Source organism: Pantoea agglomerans (assembly GCF_020149765.1).
Classification (GTDB): Bacteria; Pseudomonadota; Gammaproteobacteria; order Enterobacterales; family Enterobacteriaceae; genus Pantoea; species Pantoea alvi.
Window position 1 is genome coordinate 3,065,880 of record NZ_CP083809.1, and the last position, 17,161, is coordinate 3,083,040.

Annotated in this window: 18 protein-coding genes; 6 read left to right on the forward strand and 12 right to left on the reverse strand. The window is 62.4% G+C overall.

What is annotated here, in order from left to right; genetic code table 11:
• Positions 1 to 10 precede the first annotated feature (10 nt).
• The gene (phoB, locus tag LB453_RS17470) at positions 11 to 700 is read right to left on the reverse strand and encodes a phosphate response regulator transcription factor PhoB (protein WP_103795129.1); all 690 of its coding nucleotides are present in this window, start codon (positions 698 to 700) and stop codon (positions 11 to 13) included.
• Between the two features lie 195 nt (positions 701 to 895).
• Between phoB and sbcD the strand changes: the two genes are divergently transcribed.
• Genes sbcD through LB453_RS17485 form a run of 3 tightly spaced genes read left to right on the forward strand, consistent with a single transcriptional unit; the run spans position 896 to position 6,134 of the window.
• On the forward strand, positions 896 to 2,095 hold the full coding sequence (gene sbcD, locus LB453_RS17475; RefSeq protein WP_103795130.1) for an exonuclease subunit SbcD: 1,200 nt from the start codon (positions 896 to 898) through the stop codon (positions 2,093 to 2,095).
• Entirely contained in the window at positions 2,092 to 5,775 is a 3,684-nt protein-coding gene (locus LB453_RS17480; protein WP_103795131.1) for an AAA family ATPase, read from the forward strand. Before sbcD ends, LB453_RS17480 begins: the two co-directional genes overlap by 4 nt.
• On the forward strand, positions 5,775 to 6,134 hold the full coding sequence (locus LB453_RS17485; RefSeq protein ID WP_103795132.1) for a cell envelope integrity protein TolA: 360 nt from the start codon (positions 5,775 to 5,777) through the stop codon (positions 6,132 to 6,134). Before LB453_RS17480 ends, LB453_RS17485 begins: the two co-directional genes overlap by 1 nt.
• Before the next feature lie 3 nt (positions 6,135 to 6,137).
• On the opposite strand, the gene mak is transcribed toward LB453_RS17485, so the two are convergent.
• On the reverse strand, positions 6,138 to 7,049 hold the full coding sequence (mak, locus tag LB453_RS17490) for a fructokinase (RefSeq protein WP_103795133.1): 912 nt from the start codon (positions 7,047 to 7,049) through the stop codon (positions 6,138 to 6,140).
• Between the two features lie 146 nt (positions 7,050 to 7,195).
• Here mak and rdgC point away from each other — a divergent pair, with 146 nt between their 5' ends.
• Positions 7,196 to 8,107, forward strand: a complete 912-nt coding sequence (gene rdgC, locus LB453_RS17495; RefSeq protein ID WP_033788768.1) for a recombination-associated protein RdgC — start codon at positions 7,196 to 7,198, stop codon at positions 8,105 to 8,107.
• A 138-nt stretch (positions 8,108 to 8,245) separates the two neighbouring features.
• On the opposite strand, the gene ppnP is transcribed toward rdgC, so the two are convergent.
• From ppnP to aroL, 7 genes are all read right to left on the reverse strand, one after another.
• Positions 8,246 to 8,536, reverse strand: coding sequence for a pyrimidine/purine nucleoside phosphorylase (gene ppnP, locus LB453_RS17500; protein WP_033752757.1), 291 nt, complete (start codon positions 8,534 to 8,536; stop codon positions 8,246 to 8,248).
• Positions 8,537 to 8,641: 105 nt separating this feature from the next.
• Positions 8,642 to 9,319, reverse strand: coding sequence for an AroM family protein (locus tag LB453_RS17505; RefSeq protein WP_103795134.1), 678 nt, complete (start codon positions 9,317 to 9,319; stop codon positions 8,642 to 8,644).
• Positions 9,319 to 10,251 (reverse strand): DUF1177 domain-containing protein, encoded by a 933-nt coding sequence (locus LB453_RS17510; protein ID WP_103795135.1) that lies wholly within the window; start codon positions 10,249 to 10,251, stop codon positions 9,319 to 9,321. The genes LB453_RS17505 and LB453_RS17510 overlap by 1 nt, the downstream gene beginning before the upstream one ends.
• Before the next feature lie 12 nt (positions 10,252 to 10,263).
• Positions 10,264 to 11,820, reverse strand: coding sequence for an OPT/YSL family transporter (locus LB453_RS17515; protein ID WP_103795136.1), 1,557 nt, complete (start codon positions 11,818 to 11,820; stop codon positions 10,264 to 10,266).
• Between the two features lie 166 nt (positions 11,821 to 11,986).
• Positions 11,987 to 12,748: an IclR family transcriptional regulator gene (locus tag LB453_RS17520; RefSeq protein WP_224481534.1), complete on the reverse strand. Its 762-nt coding sequence runs from the start codon at positions 12,746 to 12,748 to the stop codon at positions 11,987 to 11,989.
• Between the two features lie 269 nt (positions 12,749 to 13,017).
• Positions 13,018 to 13,209: a YaiA family protein gene (locus tag LB453_RS17525; protein ID WP_103795138.1), complete on the reverse strand. Its 192-nt coding sequence runs from the start codon at positions 13,207 to 13,209 to the stop codon at positions 13,018 to 13,020.
• 123 nt (positions 13,210 to 13,332) lie between these two features.
• Positions 13,333 to 13,857: a shikimate kinase AroL gene (aroL, locus tag LB453_RS17530; protein WP_103795139.1), complete on the reverse strand. Its 525-nt coding sequence runs from the start codon at positions 13,855 to 13,857 to the stop codon at positions 13,333 to 13,335.
• Between the two features lie 280 nt (positions 13,858 to 14,137).
• Between aroL and LB453_RS17535 the strand changes: the two genes are divergently transcribed.
• Positions 14,138 to 14,836 (forward strand): DUF2076 domain-containing protein, encoded by a 699-nt coding sequence (locus LB453_RS17535; RefSeq protein WP_103795140.1) that lies wholly within the window; start codon positions 14,138 to 14,140, stop codon positions 14,834 to 14,836.
• A 2-nt stretch (positions 14,837 to 14,838) separates the two neighbouring features.
• Here LB453_RS17535 and LB453_RS17540 read toward each other — a convergent pair whose 3' ends face one another.
• From LB453_RS17540 to LB453_RS17550, 3 genes are read right to left on the reverse strand one after another with little or no spacing between them, the layout of a single operon-like run.
• Entirely contained in the window at positions 14,839 to 15,288 is a 450-nt protein-coding gene (locus tag LB453_RS17540; protein ID WP_103795141.1) for a YaiI/YqxD family protein, read from the reverse strand.
• Between the two features lie 9 nt (positions 15,289 to 15,297).
• Positions 15,298 to 15,741: a DUF421 domain-containing protein gene (locus LB453_RS17545; protein ID WP_103795142.1), complete on the reverse strand. Its 444-nt coding sequence runs from the start codon at positions 15,739 to 15,741 to the stop codon at positions 15,298 to 15,300.
• 9 nt (positions 15,742 to 15,750) lie between these two features.
• A complete protein-coding gene (locus LB453_RS17550; protein WP_103795143.1) occupies positions 15,751 to 16,260 on the reverse strand; it encodes a hypothetical protein in 510 nt (169 codons plus the stop codon).
• An 87-nt stretch (positions 16,261 to 16,347) separates the two neighbouring features.
• Here LB453_RS17550 and proC point away from each other — a divergent pair, with 87 nt between their 5' ends.
• Positions 16,348 to 17,160, forward strand: a complete 813-nt coding sequence (gene proC, locus LB453_RS17555; protein ID WP_103795144.1) for a pyrroline-5-carboxylate reductase — start codon at positions 16,348 to 16,350, stop codon at positions 17,158 to 17,160.
• The last annotated feature ends 1 nt before the right edge of the window (position 17,161 follow it).

Below are 17,161 nucleotides of genomic sequence, written 5' to 3' on the forward strand. Positions count from 1 at the left end.
AAGGCTCCGTTTAGTAGCGGGCGGAGAAACGATACCCCGTTCCGCGAACGGTTTGAACCATGCGATCGTGGCCGGACACCTCCAGCGCCTTACGTAAGCGGCGAATATGCACGTCGACGGTGCGATCTTCCACATAGACATTGGTGCCCCAGACGTGGTTCAGCAGCTGCTCGCGGCTGTAAACGCGCTCGGGGTGGGTCATAAAGAAGTGCAGCAGCTTATATTCGGTCGGGCCCATCTCCAGCGGCGTCGAGGCCGACATCACGCGGTGCGACGAGGGGTCGAGGCTCAGCCCCTGCATCTCGATGACCTCCTCCACCGCCATCGGCGAAATGCGGCGCATCACCGCTTTGATGCGCGCCATCAGCTCTTTCGGCGAGAAAGGCTTGGTGATGTAGTCATCGGCGCCCACCTCCAGACCGCGTACGCGATCTTCCTCTTCGCCGCGCGCCGTCAGCATCATCACCGGAATATCGCGCGTCAGGGCTTCGCGCTTGAGGTGCTTGATAAACTGAATACCGCTGCCGCCCGGCAACATCCAGTCCAGCAGAATAAGATCTGGCCAGGGCTCAATCAGTTTCCCTATCGCGCTGTCATAATCCTCCGCCTCGATAGGCTGGTAGTCGTTCTGCTCCAGCACGAAGCACAACATTTCACGGATAGGGGCTTCATCTTCCACAACCAAAATGCGCTTAGCCATTGTAACTCCTGCTGATGTGACTGCTGTCACCGTTATATGCGGCGCCATTATGCGTCAGATTTATGACACTTTTATGAAAAACATAGCCGCTTAATCAGCGCGTTAACACTGCTTTATGACAGCCGGCGCGGCTTTTTTCGCTTTTGCGCCATAGCCGGTATAATCGTCCGGCAAATCGTTACGGCAGGGAGTTTTATGCGCATCATTCATACCGCGGACTGGCACCTCGGTCAGTTTTTTTATAACAAGAGCCGGGCGGCCGAGCACCAGGCCTTTCTCGACTGGCTGCTGGCGCGTATTGAGGAGCATCAGGTCGATGCGCTGATCGTCGCGGGCGATCTTTTCGACAGCGGCACGCCGCCGAGCTACGCGCGCGAACTCTTTAACCGTTTCGTGGTGGCGCTGCAGCCGACCGGCTGCCAGCTGGTGGTGCTGGCGGGCAACCACGACTCGGTCGCCACGCTTAACGAGTCGCGCGCCCTGCTCGCCTGCCTGAATACTCAGGTGATCACCACGCCGCAGGCGGATCATAACCTGCTGCTGCTGCGCGACCGCGCCGGCGAACCGGGCGCGCTGCTCTGCGCCATTCCCTACCTGCGGCCGCGCGATATTCTGCGCAGCCGGGCGGGCCAGTCGGGGCGTGAGAAGCAGCAGAGCCTGCTGGAGGCGATTGCCGCCCACTACCAGCGCAGCGTTGACGCGGCGCGCGCGCATCCGCTGGCGCTGCCGGTGATCGCCACCGGCCACCTTACCACCGTCGGCGTCAGCAAAAGCGATTCGGTGCGCGATATCTATATCGGCACGCTCGACGCCTTTCCCGCGTCGGCTTTTCCCGACGTCGACTACGTGGCGCTGGGCCATATCCATCGCGCTCAGCGCGTCGCCAACAGCGACCATATCCGCTACAGCGGTTCGCCGATTCCGCTCAGCTTCGACGAGCTCGGCAGCGAGAAAAGCGTCTTCCTGCTGGAGCTGGACACCCGCGGCCTGCGCGCCGTAACGCCGCTGCCTGTTCCGCAGTTTCAGCCGATGAAGATGCTAAAAGGCTCGCTGGCAGAGATCGAGGCGCAGCTGGCTCCCTTCGCCGACCATCAGGGTGAAAAGCCGGTATGGCTCGATATTGAGGTTACCACCCAGGAATTTCTCAGCGATCTGCAGCGTCGGGTCGAAGCGCTGACCGCCGGGCTGCCGGTTGAAGTGCTGCTGCTGCGCCGCAGTCGCGAACAGCGCCAGCACAGCCTGGCGCAGCTGAAAAACGAAACCCTGAGCGAACTGAAAGTGGAAGAGGTCTTCGCCCGCCGCATCGCGCTGGCGGAGGATATCGATGCGCCTCAGCATGCGCGCCTCAGCGCCCTGTTCCGCTCAACCCTCGCCTCGCTGGAGGAGAGCGAATGAAAATTCTCACGCTGCGCTTTAAAAACCTGAACGCGCTGAAAGGCGAATGGTTTATCGACTTTCGCACCGAGCCCTTCGCCAGTAACGGCCTGTTCGCCATTACCGGCGCAACCGGCGCAGGCAAAACCACGCTGCTCGACGCCATCTGCCTGGCGCTCTATCACCAGACGCCGCGCCTCGGCGTACTGTCGCAGACGCAAAACGGGCTGATGACCCGTGACACCGCCGAATGCCTCGCCGAAGTGGAGTTTGAGATCAAAGGCGAAGCCTGGCGCGCCTTCTGGAGCCAGAACCGCGCGCGCGGCGCGGCCGACGGCAAGCTGCAGGCGCCGCGCGTTGAGCTGGCGCGCTGCGTCGACGACAAAATCTTCGCGGACAAGGTTAACGACAAATTAAAACTGATCGAGTCACTGTCGGGCCTCGACTTCGAGCGCTTTACCCGATCGATGATGCTGTCGCAGGGACAGTTCGCCGCGTTCCTTAACGCGAAGCCCGGCGAGCGCGCCGAACTGCTGGAGGAGCTGACCGGCACCGAGATCTACGGCCAGATCTCTGTCGCCATCTACGAGCAACACAAGACGGCGCGGCAGGCGCTGGAGAATCTGCGCAGCCGCGCCGGTACGCTGGCGCTGCTCGACCCCGAGGCGCGCGCCGCGCTGCAGCAGCAGCTGGCCGCGCTGACCGAAGCGGAGCAGGCGCTTACTCAGCAAAACAGCAGACTGCACCAGCAGCATCAGTGGCTGACGCAGGCGCAGCAGTTGGACAGCGATATTCAGGCCGCGCAGGCGGCGCTGGCGCAGGCGGAACAGGCGTGGCGCGAGGCGGAAACGGATCGCCAGCGGCTGGCGCGCAGCGAGCCGGCGGAAAAACTGCGCGATAAATTAGTTCAGCGCGACAGCCTGCTGCAGGAGCAGCAGCGCCTGCAGCAGGCGCAGCAGCAGCTGGCAGCGCAGCGCCAGGCGGCCGAAGAGCAGACGCAGCGCGATCGGCATCGCCGCGAGACGGCTCAGGCGGCGCGCGACGCCGCGCTGCGCGAGCAGCAGACGCAGGAGACGCTGCTGACGGAACAGGTTATCCCGCTCGACCAGCAGATTGCCGCCCTGCTGGCGCAGGCGCAGCAGCAGCAGCGGGAGAGCGATCAGCAGCAGCAGACGCTGGCGCAGAGCGAGCGCGCGCTGCAGCAGGAAACGGGGCAGCGCGACAGCCTGCAGGCCGCGCTGGCGGAACAGCAGCAGTGGCGCGCGGATCAGGGCGCGCTGCCGCAGTGGGGCCCTTCGCTGGCGCTGTGGCAGGAGCGTTTCACCCAGCTGACGCAGCGGGAAATGGCGCTGGCGGCGCTCGGCGCGCAGCAGCGTCAGCAGCAGCAGACGCTGGCGCAGCGGCAGGCGGAGATCGCCCGGCTGGAGCAGCAGGCGGCCCCGCTGAGCCTGGCGGAACAGCAGGCGGCGAGCGCCCTGCAGAGGGCGCAACAGGCGCTGGCCGATCTGGAGCAGCGCCATCCACCGCAGGCGCTGCAGGCCAGCCTGGCGCAGATCGAGGCGAGCCGCCCGCAGCGCCAGCAGCTGGCGGTGCTGGCCTCGCAGTGGGCGCCGCTGCAGCAGCACATCGCCGCGCGTCAGCAGCGCCTCGCCGCGCTGGACAAGACGCTGCAGCAGGATGATGAGACGTTGCAAAGGCTACGCGCCACCTTCGCGCGCGAAAAGGCCGCCCTTGCCGATATCAAAAAAATCTGCGAGCTGGAGCAGCATATCGCCGATCTGGCCGCCTGGCGCGCGCGCCTGGAGCCTGAGCAGCCCTGCCCGCTGTGCGGCTCATGCCAGCATCCGGCGGTGGAGCGCTACGCCGCGCTGGAGCTGAGCGCGAACCAGCGACGGCTGGCCGAACAGGAGCAGCAGGTCGAGGCGCTGCGCGAACAGGGCATTAAAAAAGGCGAGGCCGTTAAGCAGGCGCAGGCCGAACGGCAGCGGCTGCAGGAGGAGCTGGCGGCGGAAACCCGACGGCTGGAAGAGCTAGCCCAGCAGTGGCAGGTATTACAGAGTGAGCTAGCGCTCACATTTGATGCGGGCGACAGCGCCGCGCTGGCCGCCTGGCAGCAGCAGCAAAACGGCGCAGAGCAGGCGCTGCAGCAGCAGCTTCGTCAGCAGGAGGCGGCCGCGCGTCAGCGTCAGCAGGCGAAAGATGAGCACCTGCGGCATCAGCAGGCGCTGCAGCAGCATCAGCAGCAGCTTCAGCTGGCCCAGCAAACGCTTACTAACCTGCAGGAGAGCGCGGCAACGCTGGCGCAGCGTCTGGAACAGGAGGAGCGCGACTGGCAGCAGCGCCGCGATGCGCTGCATCAGGAGCTGGCGGACGCCGGCCTCGCCCTGCCCGACGCGGCGGCGCGCGACGGCTGGCTGCAACAGCAGCAGCAGCGCTGGCAGCGCTGGAATGAGAGCGAACAGCAGCTTGCCCGGCTGCAGCCGCAGCTGGCGCGCGCCGAGGTGCAGTGCAGCAGCCTGCAGCAGCGCGTAGAGAGCGAACGGCAGCGGCTTGACGCACTGCGCCAGCAGCGCGCGCAGAGCGAGGCGACGCTGGCGCAGCTGCGCGCAACGCGGCAGGCGCTGTTCGGCGATGGCGACGTTGCCGCAGCGCGGCGGCAGATGCAGGCGCAGATCCAGCAGCAGGAGGCGGCCCTCGCCGCCGCGCTGGAGGGAATGCAGACCACCCAGAGCCACCTCAGCCAGCTGGCCGGACGCGCCGCAGAGCTGGACGCGCAGCAGGAAAAAGCCAGCCAGGCGCTGCGCGAGGCGCAGCAGCTGTTCAGCGCCGCGCTGGCCGCCGCCGCCTTCGACGATGAAGCCAGCCTGCGCGTCGCGCTGCTTGACGAAGAGGAGGCGCACAGGCTGCGCGCCCGGCTACAGCAGCTTGAGCAGCAGCGTCAGACGCTGCAGGCGCAGGCGCAGCAGCTGGCGCAGCGGCGCGAGGCTCATCAGCAGAGCCGACCCGAGGGGGCGGCGGAAAGCGCCGCCGCGCTGGAAGCGCAGCTTGAGCAGCTGCGTCTGGCGCTGCGCGACAACGCGCGCCAGCAGGGCGAAGCGCAGCAGCAGCTTCAGAGCGATGCGCGCCTGCGCGAACAGCAGCAAAGCCTGATGATGCAGATCGAAGAGGATGAAGCGGCGCTGGCGCAGTGGAGCCAGCTAAACGATCTTATCGGCTCCGCCAGCGGCGACAAGTTCCGCCGCTTCGCGCAGGGGCTGACGCTGGATCACCTGGTGGCGCTCGCCAACCGCCAGCTCGATCGGCTGCACGGGCGCTATCTGCTGCAGCGCCGCGCCAGCGACGCGCTGGAGCTGGACGTGATCGATACCTGGCAGGCGGACGCCGCGCGCGACACCCGCACCCTGTCGGGCGGCGAAAGTTTTCTCGTCAGCCTGGCGCTGGCGCTGGCACTTTCAGATTTAGTCAGCGTGAAAACCCGCATAGAGTCTTTGTTTCTCGACGAGGGGTTCGGTACGCTGGACGCCGAAACGCTCGACACCGCGCTGGATGCGCTGGACGCGCTCAACGCCAGCGGCAAAACCATTGGCGTAATCAGCCACGTCGAGGCGATGAAAGAGCGCATTCCGGTTCAGATCCGGGTGCGCAAAATTAACGGGCTGGGCTACAGCAAACTGGAACTGCCCCGCGCTCAGGAGGCGTAATGAAAACAGGCATGGCGCTGCTGCTCGCCAGCGCGCTGCTGGCGGGATGCAGCAGCACACCGCAAAGCGATCTCAGCTGCGGCCGCACGTATTCGGCGGCGCAGTGCAACTATCTGCGCGACGTTCAGCATCAGCTGGTCAGCAGCTTTAACAGCAGCGTCGCGTCGCGCTATCCGGGCCAGACCTGCCTGGTGTCGGCGCACCGTCGCGCCGACGGCGGCTACAGCGTGCTGCGCACCGAGGGAGACGAAGCGCTCTGCCTGCGCGCCTGGCAGCAGGTCAGCAGCGCGCGCAACCTGCCGCTGCCGCCGGTGGGCGTGCCGGAAGACTGGCAGTTCGCCTTCGGCTCAACGCAGTAACCCTTACTTTATCAGCGGCCAGAGCCAGGCCGCGCCGCGCACTCCGCTCGAATCGCCGTGTTTTGCCTTCAGCACCGGCGTTTCACACTCCCCGCCAAATACCCACTGCTTCATCAGCGTCGGCACCGTCTGATAGAGACGATCGTTGTTGCTCATGCCGCCGCCGAGCACGATCGCATCGGGATCCAGCAGGTTCACCACCTGCGCCAGCGACTTCGCCAGCCGGGTTTCGTAGCGGCGCATCGCCTGCTCGGCGATCGGATCCTGCTGCGCGATCAGCTTAACGATCTCGGCGCCCTTTAACGCCTGGCCGCTCAGCCGCCGGTAGTCGATGGCGAAGCCGGTGCCGGAGACAAAGGTTTCGATACAGCCCTTCTGCCCGCAGTAGCACGGCACCTCCTCCCGATAGCGCAGCTCATCCTCATCCATCCACGGCAGCGGATTATGACCCCACTCGCCGGCGTTGCCGTTGCCGCCGATGCGCGCCTCGCCGTTGATCGCTATCCCCGCCCCCGATCCGGTGCCAATAATCACCGCAAACACCAGCGGCTGGCCTGCGCCCGCGCCGTCTACCGCCTCGGAGACCGCCAGGCAGTTGGCGTCGTTGGCGATGCGCACTTCGCGCTGCAGCGCCAGCGCCAGATCGCGATCCAGCGGCTGGCCGTTAAGCCAGGTGGAGTTGGCGTTTTTCACGCGGTGGGCGTAAGGCGAGATCGTGCCGGGAATGCCGACGCCGACGCTGCCGGTCTGGCCGGTTTTCGCCTCGGCGAGATGCACCAGACCCGCGATCGCCTGCACCGTGGCGGCGTAATCGTCGCGCGGCGTATCCACGCGGTGGCGAAACAGCTCATTTCCCTCATCAGACAGGGCGATCACTTCAACCTTGGTGCCGCCCAAATCAATACCTATACGCACGCGTTATTCCTCATTATTCGTCAGGGTGAGAGATACATTAGGAGCGGCGCCGGGGAAAGGCAATGAAACCGTTTCGATGTTTCGCTATCATGCGCGCTGACCTCTCGACTTGTGCGCCCGATCGCGCGACCCGGTAAGGAATTGTGATGTTGTGGTTTAAAAATATGATGGTTTATCGTCTGAATCGGGACATTCCGCTCTCTGCAGACGACATGGAAAAACAACTTGAGGCTTACACCTTCTCCCCCTGCGGCAGCCAGGATATGAGCAAAACCGGCTGGGTGTCGCCGATGGGCAACCGCAGCGATGCGCTGACCCATGTGAACAACGGTCAGATCGTGATTTGCGCCCGCAAAGAGGAGAAGATCCTGCCGTCGCCGGTGGTGAAGCAGGCGCTGGAAGCGAAGATCAGCAAGCTGGAAGCGGAACAGAGCCGCAAGCTGAAGAAGACGGAAAAAGATTCGCTGAAAGATGAGGTGCTGCACAGCCTGCTGCCGCGCGCGTTCAGCCGTCTCAGCCAGACCTTTATCTGGATCGACACCGTAAACAACCTGATCATGGTCGACTGCGCCAGCGCGAAAAAGGCGGAAGATACGCTGGCGCTGCTGCGTAAGAGCCTTGGCTCACTGCCGGTGGTGCCGCTGACGCTGGAAAGCCCGATTGAGCTGACGCTGACCGAATGGGTGCGCTCCGGCGATCTGCCCGCCGGTTTCGCCCTGATGGACGAAGCGGAGCTGAAGGCGATCCTCGAAGATGGCGGCGTGATCCGCTGTAAAAAGCAGGATCTGGTATGCGACGAGATTGCCAACCATATCGAAGCGGGCAAGCTGGTGACTAAACTGGCGCTCGACTGGCAGGAGCGTATCCAGTTTGTGCTGGCGGACGACGGTTCGGTGAAGCGCCTGAAGTTCAGCGATACCCTGCGCGAGCAGAATGACGATATCGACCGCGAGGATTTCGCCCAGCGTTTCGACGCTGACTTTATCCTGATGACCAGCGAACTCGCCGCGCTGACCAGTAATCTGGTTGAGGCGCTGGGCGGGGAAGCGAAGCGTTAAGAAATCGGCCCATCAGGCCGGTTAACACTATCTGAAAGCGAATGACATGGCCCGAAGTGCAAAGCGTCCCGCGACAGGGAGGTCGCGGGCCGAGCGGGCCATGTCATCCGCACTGGCACACTGCCATGGCCCGTTTTATTACTCTTTCAGATAGCGGCAGAGATAGGAACTCGGCTCACCCACCTGCAGATGAAACTCGCTGTGGCCCGGCACGTTAAACACTGAACCCGCCTCAAACCATTGCCATTCGGTTTCGCCCGGCAGCAGCACCTTCAGCGATCCGCTCACCACCGTCATCTCTTCCGGCTGCGCCGTGCCGAAGGTGTATTCGCCTTCCGCCATCACGCCCACGCTGGCACGACCGGTGCTGGCACTGTCGAAGCCGATAGATTTTACTTTTCCGTCAAAATACTCACTTACATTGAGCATGTTACTTCCTCACAGCACATTAAGGTATCTGGCAGTGTAGAGCGGAACTCGCTGATCTGTCACGCGAATTGCAGCTTCGCCTCCCGCTTTGTGATCGCGCCGTTATCAGACGATAAGTTCAGCGGCCAGTTTCGCCACCAGCACGTTGGAGAGCAGCACCGGAATGCCCAGCAGCTTCTGCAAAAAGTCGCGATGGGTCTGGTTATAGCCGATGCAGTCGAGCACCACTACGTCCGCGCCCTGCTCCTGCAGCGAGAGCGCCGCGTCGGTCAGCTTCTCGTTATCGGGAATATAGGGGCTGGCAACGGCGAAGCAGGGCCGGCGCTGCAGATTGCGCCACTTGTTCGCCTGCTGCTGCATCTGCTCCTCAACCGGCACCACGATGCCGACCTGATGGTCCTGCACAATGGCGGAGACCAGCGGCGGAATAATGCGGTCAGGCTCCAGCAGCAGCGCGCTTTTGGCGGTCAGCGCGCCGAACTCGCCGGTGCAGAGCAGCAGAATAGTGTCGTAGCCCTCAGCTTCCAGCGCGGCGATTTTCGCCTGCAATCCCTGCTCGACCTTCGCCGTAGCCAGCCGCACCTGCGTGCCGTTGCGCAGGCGCGACACCAGCACGCCATCCTGCGCGTCAGGGGCGAAGCGCGCGGCGATCTCCGCCTCGCTCAGCCCGTCCAGCAGGCCGACATGATCGGTCTGCTCAGCCGGTAAACAGGCCGCCAGCAGCGGCATAATATCGCTGCGCGGCGACTGACCAATGGTCAGGGTAACCAGGGATTTCGTCATTATTCGTCTCGTTTACGCAGGTGACTCAGGCTGCCGTAAAGCGCCAGCAGGCGGGCGTACTCGTCGGCATCGTAGAAATGGCAGGTCTCGCGGCCAAACTCTTTTGCCACTTCTACCGCAAACTTCGCCGCCGCCGCAATATCCACTTCATGGCTGGCGCCGGTTCCGCAGCCCGGCACCACCGACTCCGCCGTGATCGCCACGCCCACCACCGGCACGTCGGTCGCCGTGGAAGGTTGCAGAATGCTGTTCAGGTGATAAATGCCGTTGCCGTAAGGGGTAATATCCTGCGTGGTAATGGGAAAGGTTACCGCCGGACGGCCGGTGGTCATCTCCATAATGCGCAGCAGATCGTCCGATACGCGCAGGATATAGCCCTCTTTTACCGTAGGCGACAGCGCAAATCCCTTGTGGTTAATAATGCGGTTGCCCTTTGTGGTATCGATCGACAGGATAGCGTCCACCTCCTGCACCACCTCATTATTGTTCATGGTGACGTCGTCAACAGGCGAATCCATAAAGTCGACCGGCTCGTGCGGGCGCGTCGGCGCATCGGGACAGATATGCGTGGTAACGATAACGTCGCCCGCCAGCACGTCGCCTTTGGTCTGCATTACGGCCAGCTTCAGCGCACTGCTCACCGCCGCCACGGCGCCATCGGCGTCGGAAACCATGCCGATGCGGGTCGGGCGCGCGCCGATGCCGCCCAGGCGGCCGATAATGCCCAGCGTCGGCGCGCTGCCGCCGCTCGCTTTGCCCTGCGCGCCGGGAATATCGATGCGAACAAAATCGGTGCGCCCTTTTGGCCCGCTGACGCGCTTAACGCTGGCGCTGACGCCGGGAAAGCCGGCGAAGAGATCCGCCACCTGCTGGCCATCGATAAATGCGCTGTCGAATAACTCAAATACCTGTAACGTCTGGTGCAGACTCATGACATCCCTTAATTATTTTTTGCCGCTGGCAAACAGCGAGTGAAAGAAGCTATAGAGCGCGTCGCCGGCGATAAAGCCCGCCGCCAGCACCTCCATCGGCGAGCGACCGCGTTCGCCCCATACGCGAATAATGATGATGCGCAGCGCGATACCCACGACTACCGCCCAGCCGGCCATCGCGTTATTGATCAGCAGGCCGGTGGCGAGCAGCACGCCGAGCTGGCGTTTCGGCCCGCCGATCAGCTGAATAATGGCCCCGGGAATCGCCCACATCAGCAGGCTACCGGCGATGCCCGGCTCCGCGCCCGCCTGGATGGTTTTGGCGTAGACGCGCGCCACCGGCGGCAGCAGGTTTTCCGCAAAAAACAGGTTGTGGGCGTACCAGACAACGGGAACAGAGACCAGAAACGCAATCATCGCGGCGATCAGCTGAATGCGGCGCCCCCACAGCTCCTGCTGCAGATCCGCGCCGTTGCCGCGCAGAATAAAGCCTGCTTTAAGATCGTAGCCCATGTCGGCGAAGGCGGGCCCGGTCGCTGCGGTAAAGCCGCACAGCAGGCAGAGCGCCAGCGGCGGAAAGCCGAGCAGAATGCCGACGATCAGCGTGATCAGCGCCACCGCGAACGCCGGGAACCAGCCGGAGTGCATCGCAGCGATGCCGACGATCAGCTCATGCACAAAGGCGGCGAACGCGGCGTAAATCACAAACAGCAGCAGCATCGGCAGGCTCATTTCGCTCCACAGTCCGCCCGCCAGCGCCAGCAGCGCCGAAATAATCAGGTAGCCCGCGCCGCCGAGGCCGAGGGCGCGCCTCACCTCATTGCCGCCGCGGCTCACCTTCTGCTCATCGTGGCGGCGGCTGCGGATTACCATGACCACCTGAATCAGCGCCACCAGCCCGGCGCCGACCATCACGCCGTGCGGTAGGTAGAGCGCGTTGATATCGATATCAGCAACCGGTTGCGCGTAGGCGCGCAGCAGAAAGCCGACGCCCAGCATGCCCAGCGCCCAGATATTGCCGATAAAGGCGGTGCCGAACGCGGACATCGGGATGGTGAGCATTGAGCCGAGGATACCGCCGGCGATGCCCGCCGCCAGCAGCCAGGCCTGGCGCCCGCCCCTGTCGCCTGCCTTGATCGCCTCGGCGGCGGCCACGCCCGGCGGCCAGGCGTTGCCGGCGGGAAAAACGCGGGTATCGAACAGGCGGTAGAGCAGATAAGCGTCCAGCAGCATCGCCGCGCTGACGCCGCAGAACATCGGCAGCACCAGCTGCGGCTCGCCCAGCGCCCAGGGCACGGCGATCGGCATTAATAAGCTGTTTGCGGCGCCGAAGGTTGCGGAAGAAATAGCGGTCTGGGCGAGGTTTTGAATTTCAATCGAGCGATAGCGGCGAAACGCCTGCAGTGGAATACGCGCCAGCAGCATGGCAAATAAGGCGCCGATAATAGAGGTATTCGGCGTCACGCCGATAGTGGTAATAAGCTGCACGCCAATAATTGCGCCCGCCACCGACAGGGCGATTAATACTATCGCCACGCCAGCCTGTTTTACTGGATTAACCTTCTCCATATTGTCCCCGTCAGGAATGCCGGTAGAAATGAAATGACGCTTCGCGAGCCTGAATCAGACTCGCTTACGTCGTTTTTTTATTTCGTCCGTGAGCATGAATAAACAGGCCCGAAGGCCTGGCGTTTTCCCGGTGTGGCGAAAGTATTGCGCCGATAAAAAAGTAAATTCAGAGTGGCGTTGCGCCATATTTCTCGGCCAGGTCGCTGGCCGTTATGCGTAATTCATCGAGCAGCGCGGGCGGATAGCCTGGCGAACTCTCCTGCGATAAAAATGAGAGGCAAAGCGCTACCGTATCGCCGTGATATTTATTATGCAGCGCGACGGAGAGCGAACTGATGCCGGGCAGCGTTTCGTTGCGCGCCAGCGACCAGCCCTGGCTGCAGATCGCCGCCAGCTGCGCGCAGAGCACCTCGAGCGTTTGCGGCGAATTGGGCGGCAGCGGCTGCCAGGCGTCGCGGTAGCGCTCGCATACCTCTTCTTCGCTGAGCTGCGCCAGCAGTACGCGGCCGGTGGAGGTGGCGGCGGCGCTCATGCGGCTTCCCGGCGGCGTCACCAGCTGGGTAAAGTGGCGCCCGTGAAACATGCGCATCACCACCAGATCGCGTCCGTCGAGGCGCGAGATATAGCCGATGCTGCCGGTTTTATCCGCCAGTCGCGCCATTGCCGGCGCGGCGCTGTCCACCAGCGGCGCGGAGAGATAGTGTCCGGCGACCGACAGCAGCACGCGGCCAATATGAAAACAGCGGCTCTCTGCGTCACGCTCCAGCATGCCCTGACTTTCCATGGTGGCCAGCAGGCGCGACACGGTGCTTTTCGGCAGGCGCAGCGCCTCCACGACATCGGTAAACGTCAGCCCGGGATTTCCCTGCGTTACCCCTTTTTGCTGAAACAGCTTAAGCACCGCGGCGGCGTTTTCGAGTGTGGTCATGGCGTCAGTTTCACTATATGGAACCGAGTTCCTGTATCGATGTTTTAAACTAAAACGCGGGGCAACAGGGGTCAAGCGTCAATTTTTGTCAGCGAAGATCAGGCGCAGTGAAATAACCGGGCGAGGGGCAAAGAGAAATGATTTTATAGGGTCGCAGGGAGAAAGTGCAGAATGGATATTAGCTTCACCGCGCGCAGGCAGCGAATAACAGCAAATAGCATTACCAGAAAAACGCTATTGAGGCTGGCGTCCCTGCCAGAGAGATTGCGCTACTCTTTTTCCACATCCTCATAGCGAACTTTGGCGTCATGCGCTTCCGCTTCTGACGTGTGCTCGCTAATTAACGTATTAGGCGATGGATGATCGGCACGCAATTCCCATGAGGTTACGGTGCTGCCCGGCGGCCCCTTCTCAACGGTGACGACGCGAGCTTCGCGTGGATAAGGCGGTCTGGTCGGCATATTCAATCCCTCCTGGCTAAGCGTATTCCACACGACGAGACGATTCCCGTCTGAGGATCAGTATAGCCAGGCTACGCAACCCAGACGGGAAAGCGGGAAGAATCTGAAGAAAAAATGTGGAGGCTAGCTGGCGCGCGCCAGCGACAGCGACTGAAGAATATCGTCGATAACGCGATCCGGCGTCTGCATGGCGTTGACTTCATGGTGGGCGGCGTCGCGGTAAAGATGCGCGCGCTCGCGCAGGATATCGCCCATCTCTTCGGCGATGGGACGGCCGGTCAGCGTAGGGCGCTGCGCCGCTTCCGGCTGGCTCTCCAGCCGCTGCGCCAGAATATGCGACGGCGCGCTAAGCCAGATTACGCGCCCGTGCTCGCGCATAAAGCGACGGTTGTGCTCCGCCAGCACCATGCCGCCGCCGGTGGCGATGACCGTTGCCGGCGCGGTGACCGCTTTCAGCGACTCGGTTTCCCGCGCGCGAAAGCCTTCCCAGCCCTCATCCGCCACAATCTGCGCGACGCTGCGCTGCGTGCTGAGCTGCAGATGGTGATCGGTATCGCGAAAGGCGTAGCCCAGCGCGTGCGATAGCGCCTCGCCTACGGTGGTTTTGCCGCAGCCGCGCGCGCCGATCAGATAAATGGGTAGAGACATCGGGCAGTTCCTCCGCCGTTACAGGCCGTATATCGCGGCATATCGCTTAATAATGCGACGCATAATAACTGGAAACCGCCATAGCCTCCACCCGCGAAGCAAGAAATGCGCATCCTTTTCGGGTTTCAGCCTATATTTAATTAAATATTAAGGGGTTAACCATGCGCATTTCGTGCAAAGCGCCCTAAGCCCGGCGGCGGCAACATTTGCTTACCTGGCAGATTTTACTTTGCCGCGCCCCGCCCCCATATACTTATTTAATCTCAACAGGAGAGCCATCATGTATAGCCAGGAACACCAATTGATTGAGGGTCTGTTCAGCCGTCTGAAACAGGCCGAGAGCCAGACCGGACCGCGTGACGCGGCGGCGGAACAGCTGATTAAAGAGCATCTGCAGCAGCAGCCCGGCGCGCCTTACTATATGGCGCAGGCGATCCTGATTCAGGAAGCCGCGATGAAGAAACTCAACGATCGCATCACCGAGCTGGAGAACCGTCTGGCGCAGCAGCAGCAGCAGCAGCAGCCTCAGCAGCAGAGCAGCGGCGGTTTTCTGTCAAGCCTGTTTGGCGGCGGCTCGCGTCAGCAACCACCTGCGCCTGTGCAGCAGCCCCAGCAGCAGGCGTGGAACAACGCGCCGCAGCAGCCGCAGTATAACAATGCCCCTGCCGCACCGGCGCGCGGCACCGGCTTCCTCGGCGGCGCGCTGCAAACCGCGGTCGGCGTCGCAGGCGGCGTGGTGATGGCGGATATGCTGACCAGCCTGTTCCACCACTCTCAGCCGGAAGAGATTGTGAATATCATTAACGAACCGCCGCTGCCGCAGGTCGATGAGAACCTCGATACCTTTAACAGCGGCGGCAGCGGTTTCCTTGACCAGAACAACGGCTGGGATAACAACTACGCGGACAATAATGACTTCAACGATCTCGGTAATGACAGCTTCGACGGCTTTAACGACGACGACGACAGCTTCGTCTGATTTCAGCGCTGACGCTGCGTCAGCCAGCTGTCGAGCGCGTTAGCGAACTGCTGGCGGTCTCGCGGACTCATCGCCGCGGGGCCGCCGGTTTGCACGCCGCTGGCGCGCATGGTATCCATAAAGTCGCGCAGGGTGAGCTTTTCGCGGATAGTGGCGGGCGAATAGCGTTCGCCGCGCGGATTAAGCGCCTCGCCCCCTTTCTCCAGCACCTCCGCCGCCAGCGGAATATCGGCGGTAATCACCAGATCCCCCTTCTCCACGCGCTTCACGATCTCGTTATCCGCAACGTCAAACCCGGCAGGCACGCGCAGCGTTTTCAGCCAGGGTGAGGGCGGCACGCGCAGCGACTGGTTGGCGACAAAGGTCACCTGCGTTTTGGTGCGATCCGCCGCGCGGTAGAGCACTTCTTTGATGACGTTGGGGCAGGCGTCAGCATCAACCCAGATAACCATATTCTTTCCTTACTCTTTGGGAATGATGGAGATCTTGCCGGTCTTCTCCAGAATGGCAAACTTTATTTGGTCAAGCCGCTCCAGTCCCTGCGAGCTGCGCGCGCTCTGCAGAATATCCTCTTCGTCTATCCCTGCCCGCTTCGCCCGCTGGTGCAGCAGCCTGCCCTCTTCCACCAGAATCAGCGAAGAGCCATCAATCAGCCGCTCCATACGGGGAAAGCGCGTTTTCATCACGCCGAATACAATATCAATCACGATCAGCGTCACGATGGTCAACCCGGCGCCGGTAACGGAAAAGTCATCGCCGAGCAGCGCCTGCTGGGTCGCCTCGCTGATAATCAGCAGCAAAATCAGATCGAAAGAGGTCATCTCCATCAGCGTGCGCCGTCCGGCGATTTTAAATACCACCATCAACAGCAGATACATGCTGGCTGCGCGTAACACCGTTTCCATGCCAATCTCCTAGGGATAAATAAACTGACTAAACCGCGCGGTCGAGGCCTCGTCCAGCGTGACGGACAGGCGATAGCGGCCGAAGTCTTGCGGCTGCGTGCCGATCCAGAGGGTGGCCTCCTGCTGATCCGCGCGCCGGTGCCAGCGCAGCACCAGGCTGTCGCCGGTGCTCCAGGCCTCATCCGGCTGCGGCTGCAGGGTCTGTAGCTGTATACTGTCGAGCTGCGGACCGCGCAGCCTGATCTGGTAAGCGTCGCCGCGCAGCTGCTTCAGGCGCAGCGTCATATCCATGTTGCTTTCGCGTCGCCCGAAACGCTCATAGTCGACGCTCAGCCGCCTGTCCGCGCTGACAACGCGTTGATTGCTCAGCCATCCTTTGGAAAAGAGACCGGCTGCCCCGGCGATCACAATCAGCAGCAGCAGCACGAAGCCCACATGCTGAATGCGCCACTCGAGGCGTTGCCACGGCATATTCTCTTTGACCGGGTAGTGCCGGCTTTGATTTTCATTGTCGCCCATGCAGTGTTCTCCTTGCTGACTTGTTATTAATCCTGGCTGAAGTAAGCTAACGCGTTAAGATTTTCGAACTTTCTTAAGGATACGGCGATGCTGGAGAAGAAAATTGGGTTTATCGGCGGCGGCAATATGGCCAAAGCCATTATCGGCGGGCTGGTGAAAAGCGGTCAGATCGCGCCCTCGAACATCTGGGTATTTGACCGCAAGGCGGAAACCAACGAGGCGCTGGCGCGCGAGTACGGCATTCAGGCCGCCGAAAGCGCCGAGGCGCTGGCGCGCGAGGTAGATATTCTGTTCGGCGCGGTCAAACCCAACGTTATCCTGAAAGTGCTCAAAGATCTGGCCAGCCAGCTGAAGAAAGAGGCGCTGGTGATCTCTATCGCCGCGGGCGTAACGCTGGACTCGCTGGCGACGGTGCTGGGCCATGACCGCAAAATTGTCCGCGTGATGCCGAACACGCCCGCGCTGGTCAACGAAGGCATGACCTCGGTTACGCCGAACGTGCTGGTTGAGCAGCCGGAGATCGACGAAGTCGTGACGATGTTTGAGAGCTTTGGCAAGGCGGCCGTGGTGAGCGAATATCTGATTCACTCGGTGGTCGGCGTCAGCGGCTCCGCGCCCGCCTACGTCTTTATGTTTATCGAAGCGATGGCGGACGCCGCCGTGCTCGGCGGCATGCCGCGCGCCCAGGCCTATCAGTTCGCCGCCCAGGCGGTAAAAGGCTCTGCCCAGATGGTGCTGGAGAGCGGTAAACACCCCGCCGAGCTGAAAGATATGGTCTGCTCGCCCGGCGGCACCACTATCGAAGCGGTGAAGGTGCTGGAAGAGAAAGGTTTCCGCGCCGCCGTTATGGAGGCGATGCAGCAGTGCATGGCGAAGTCTGAAGCGCTGAGCAAAAAGTAAT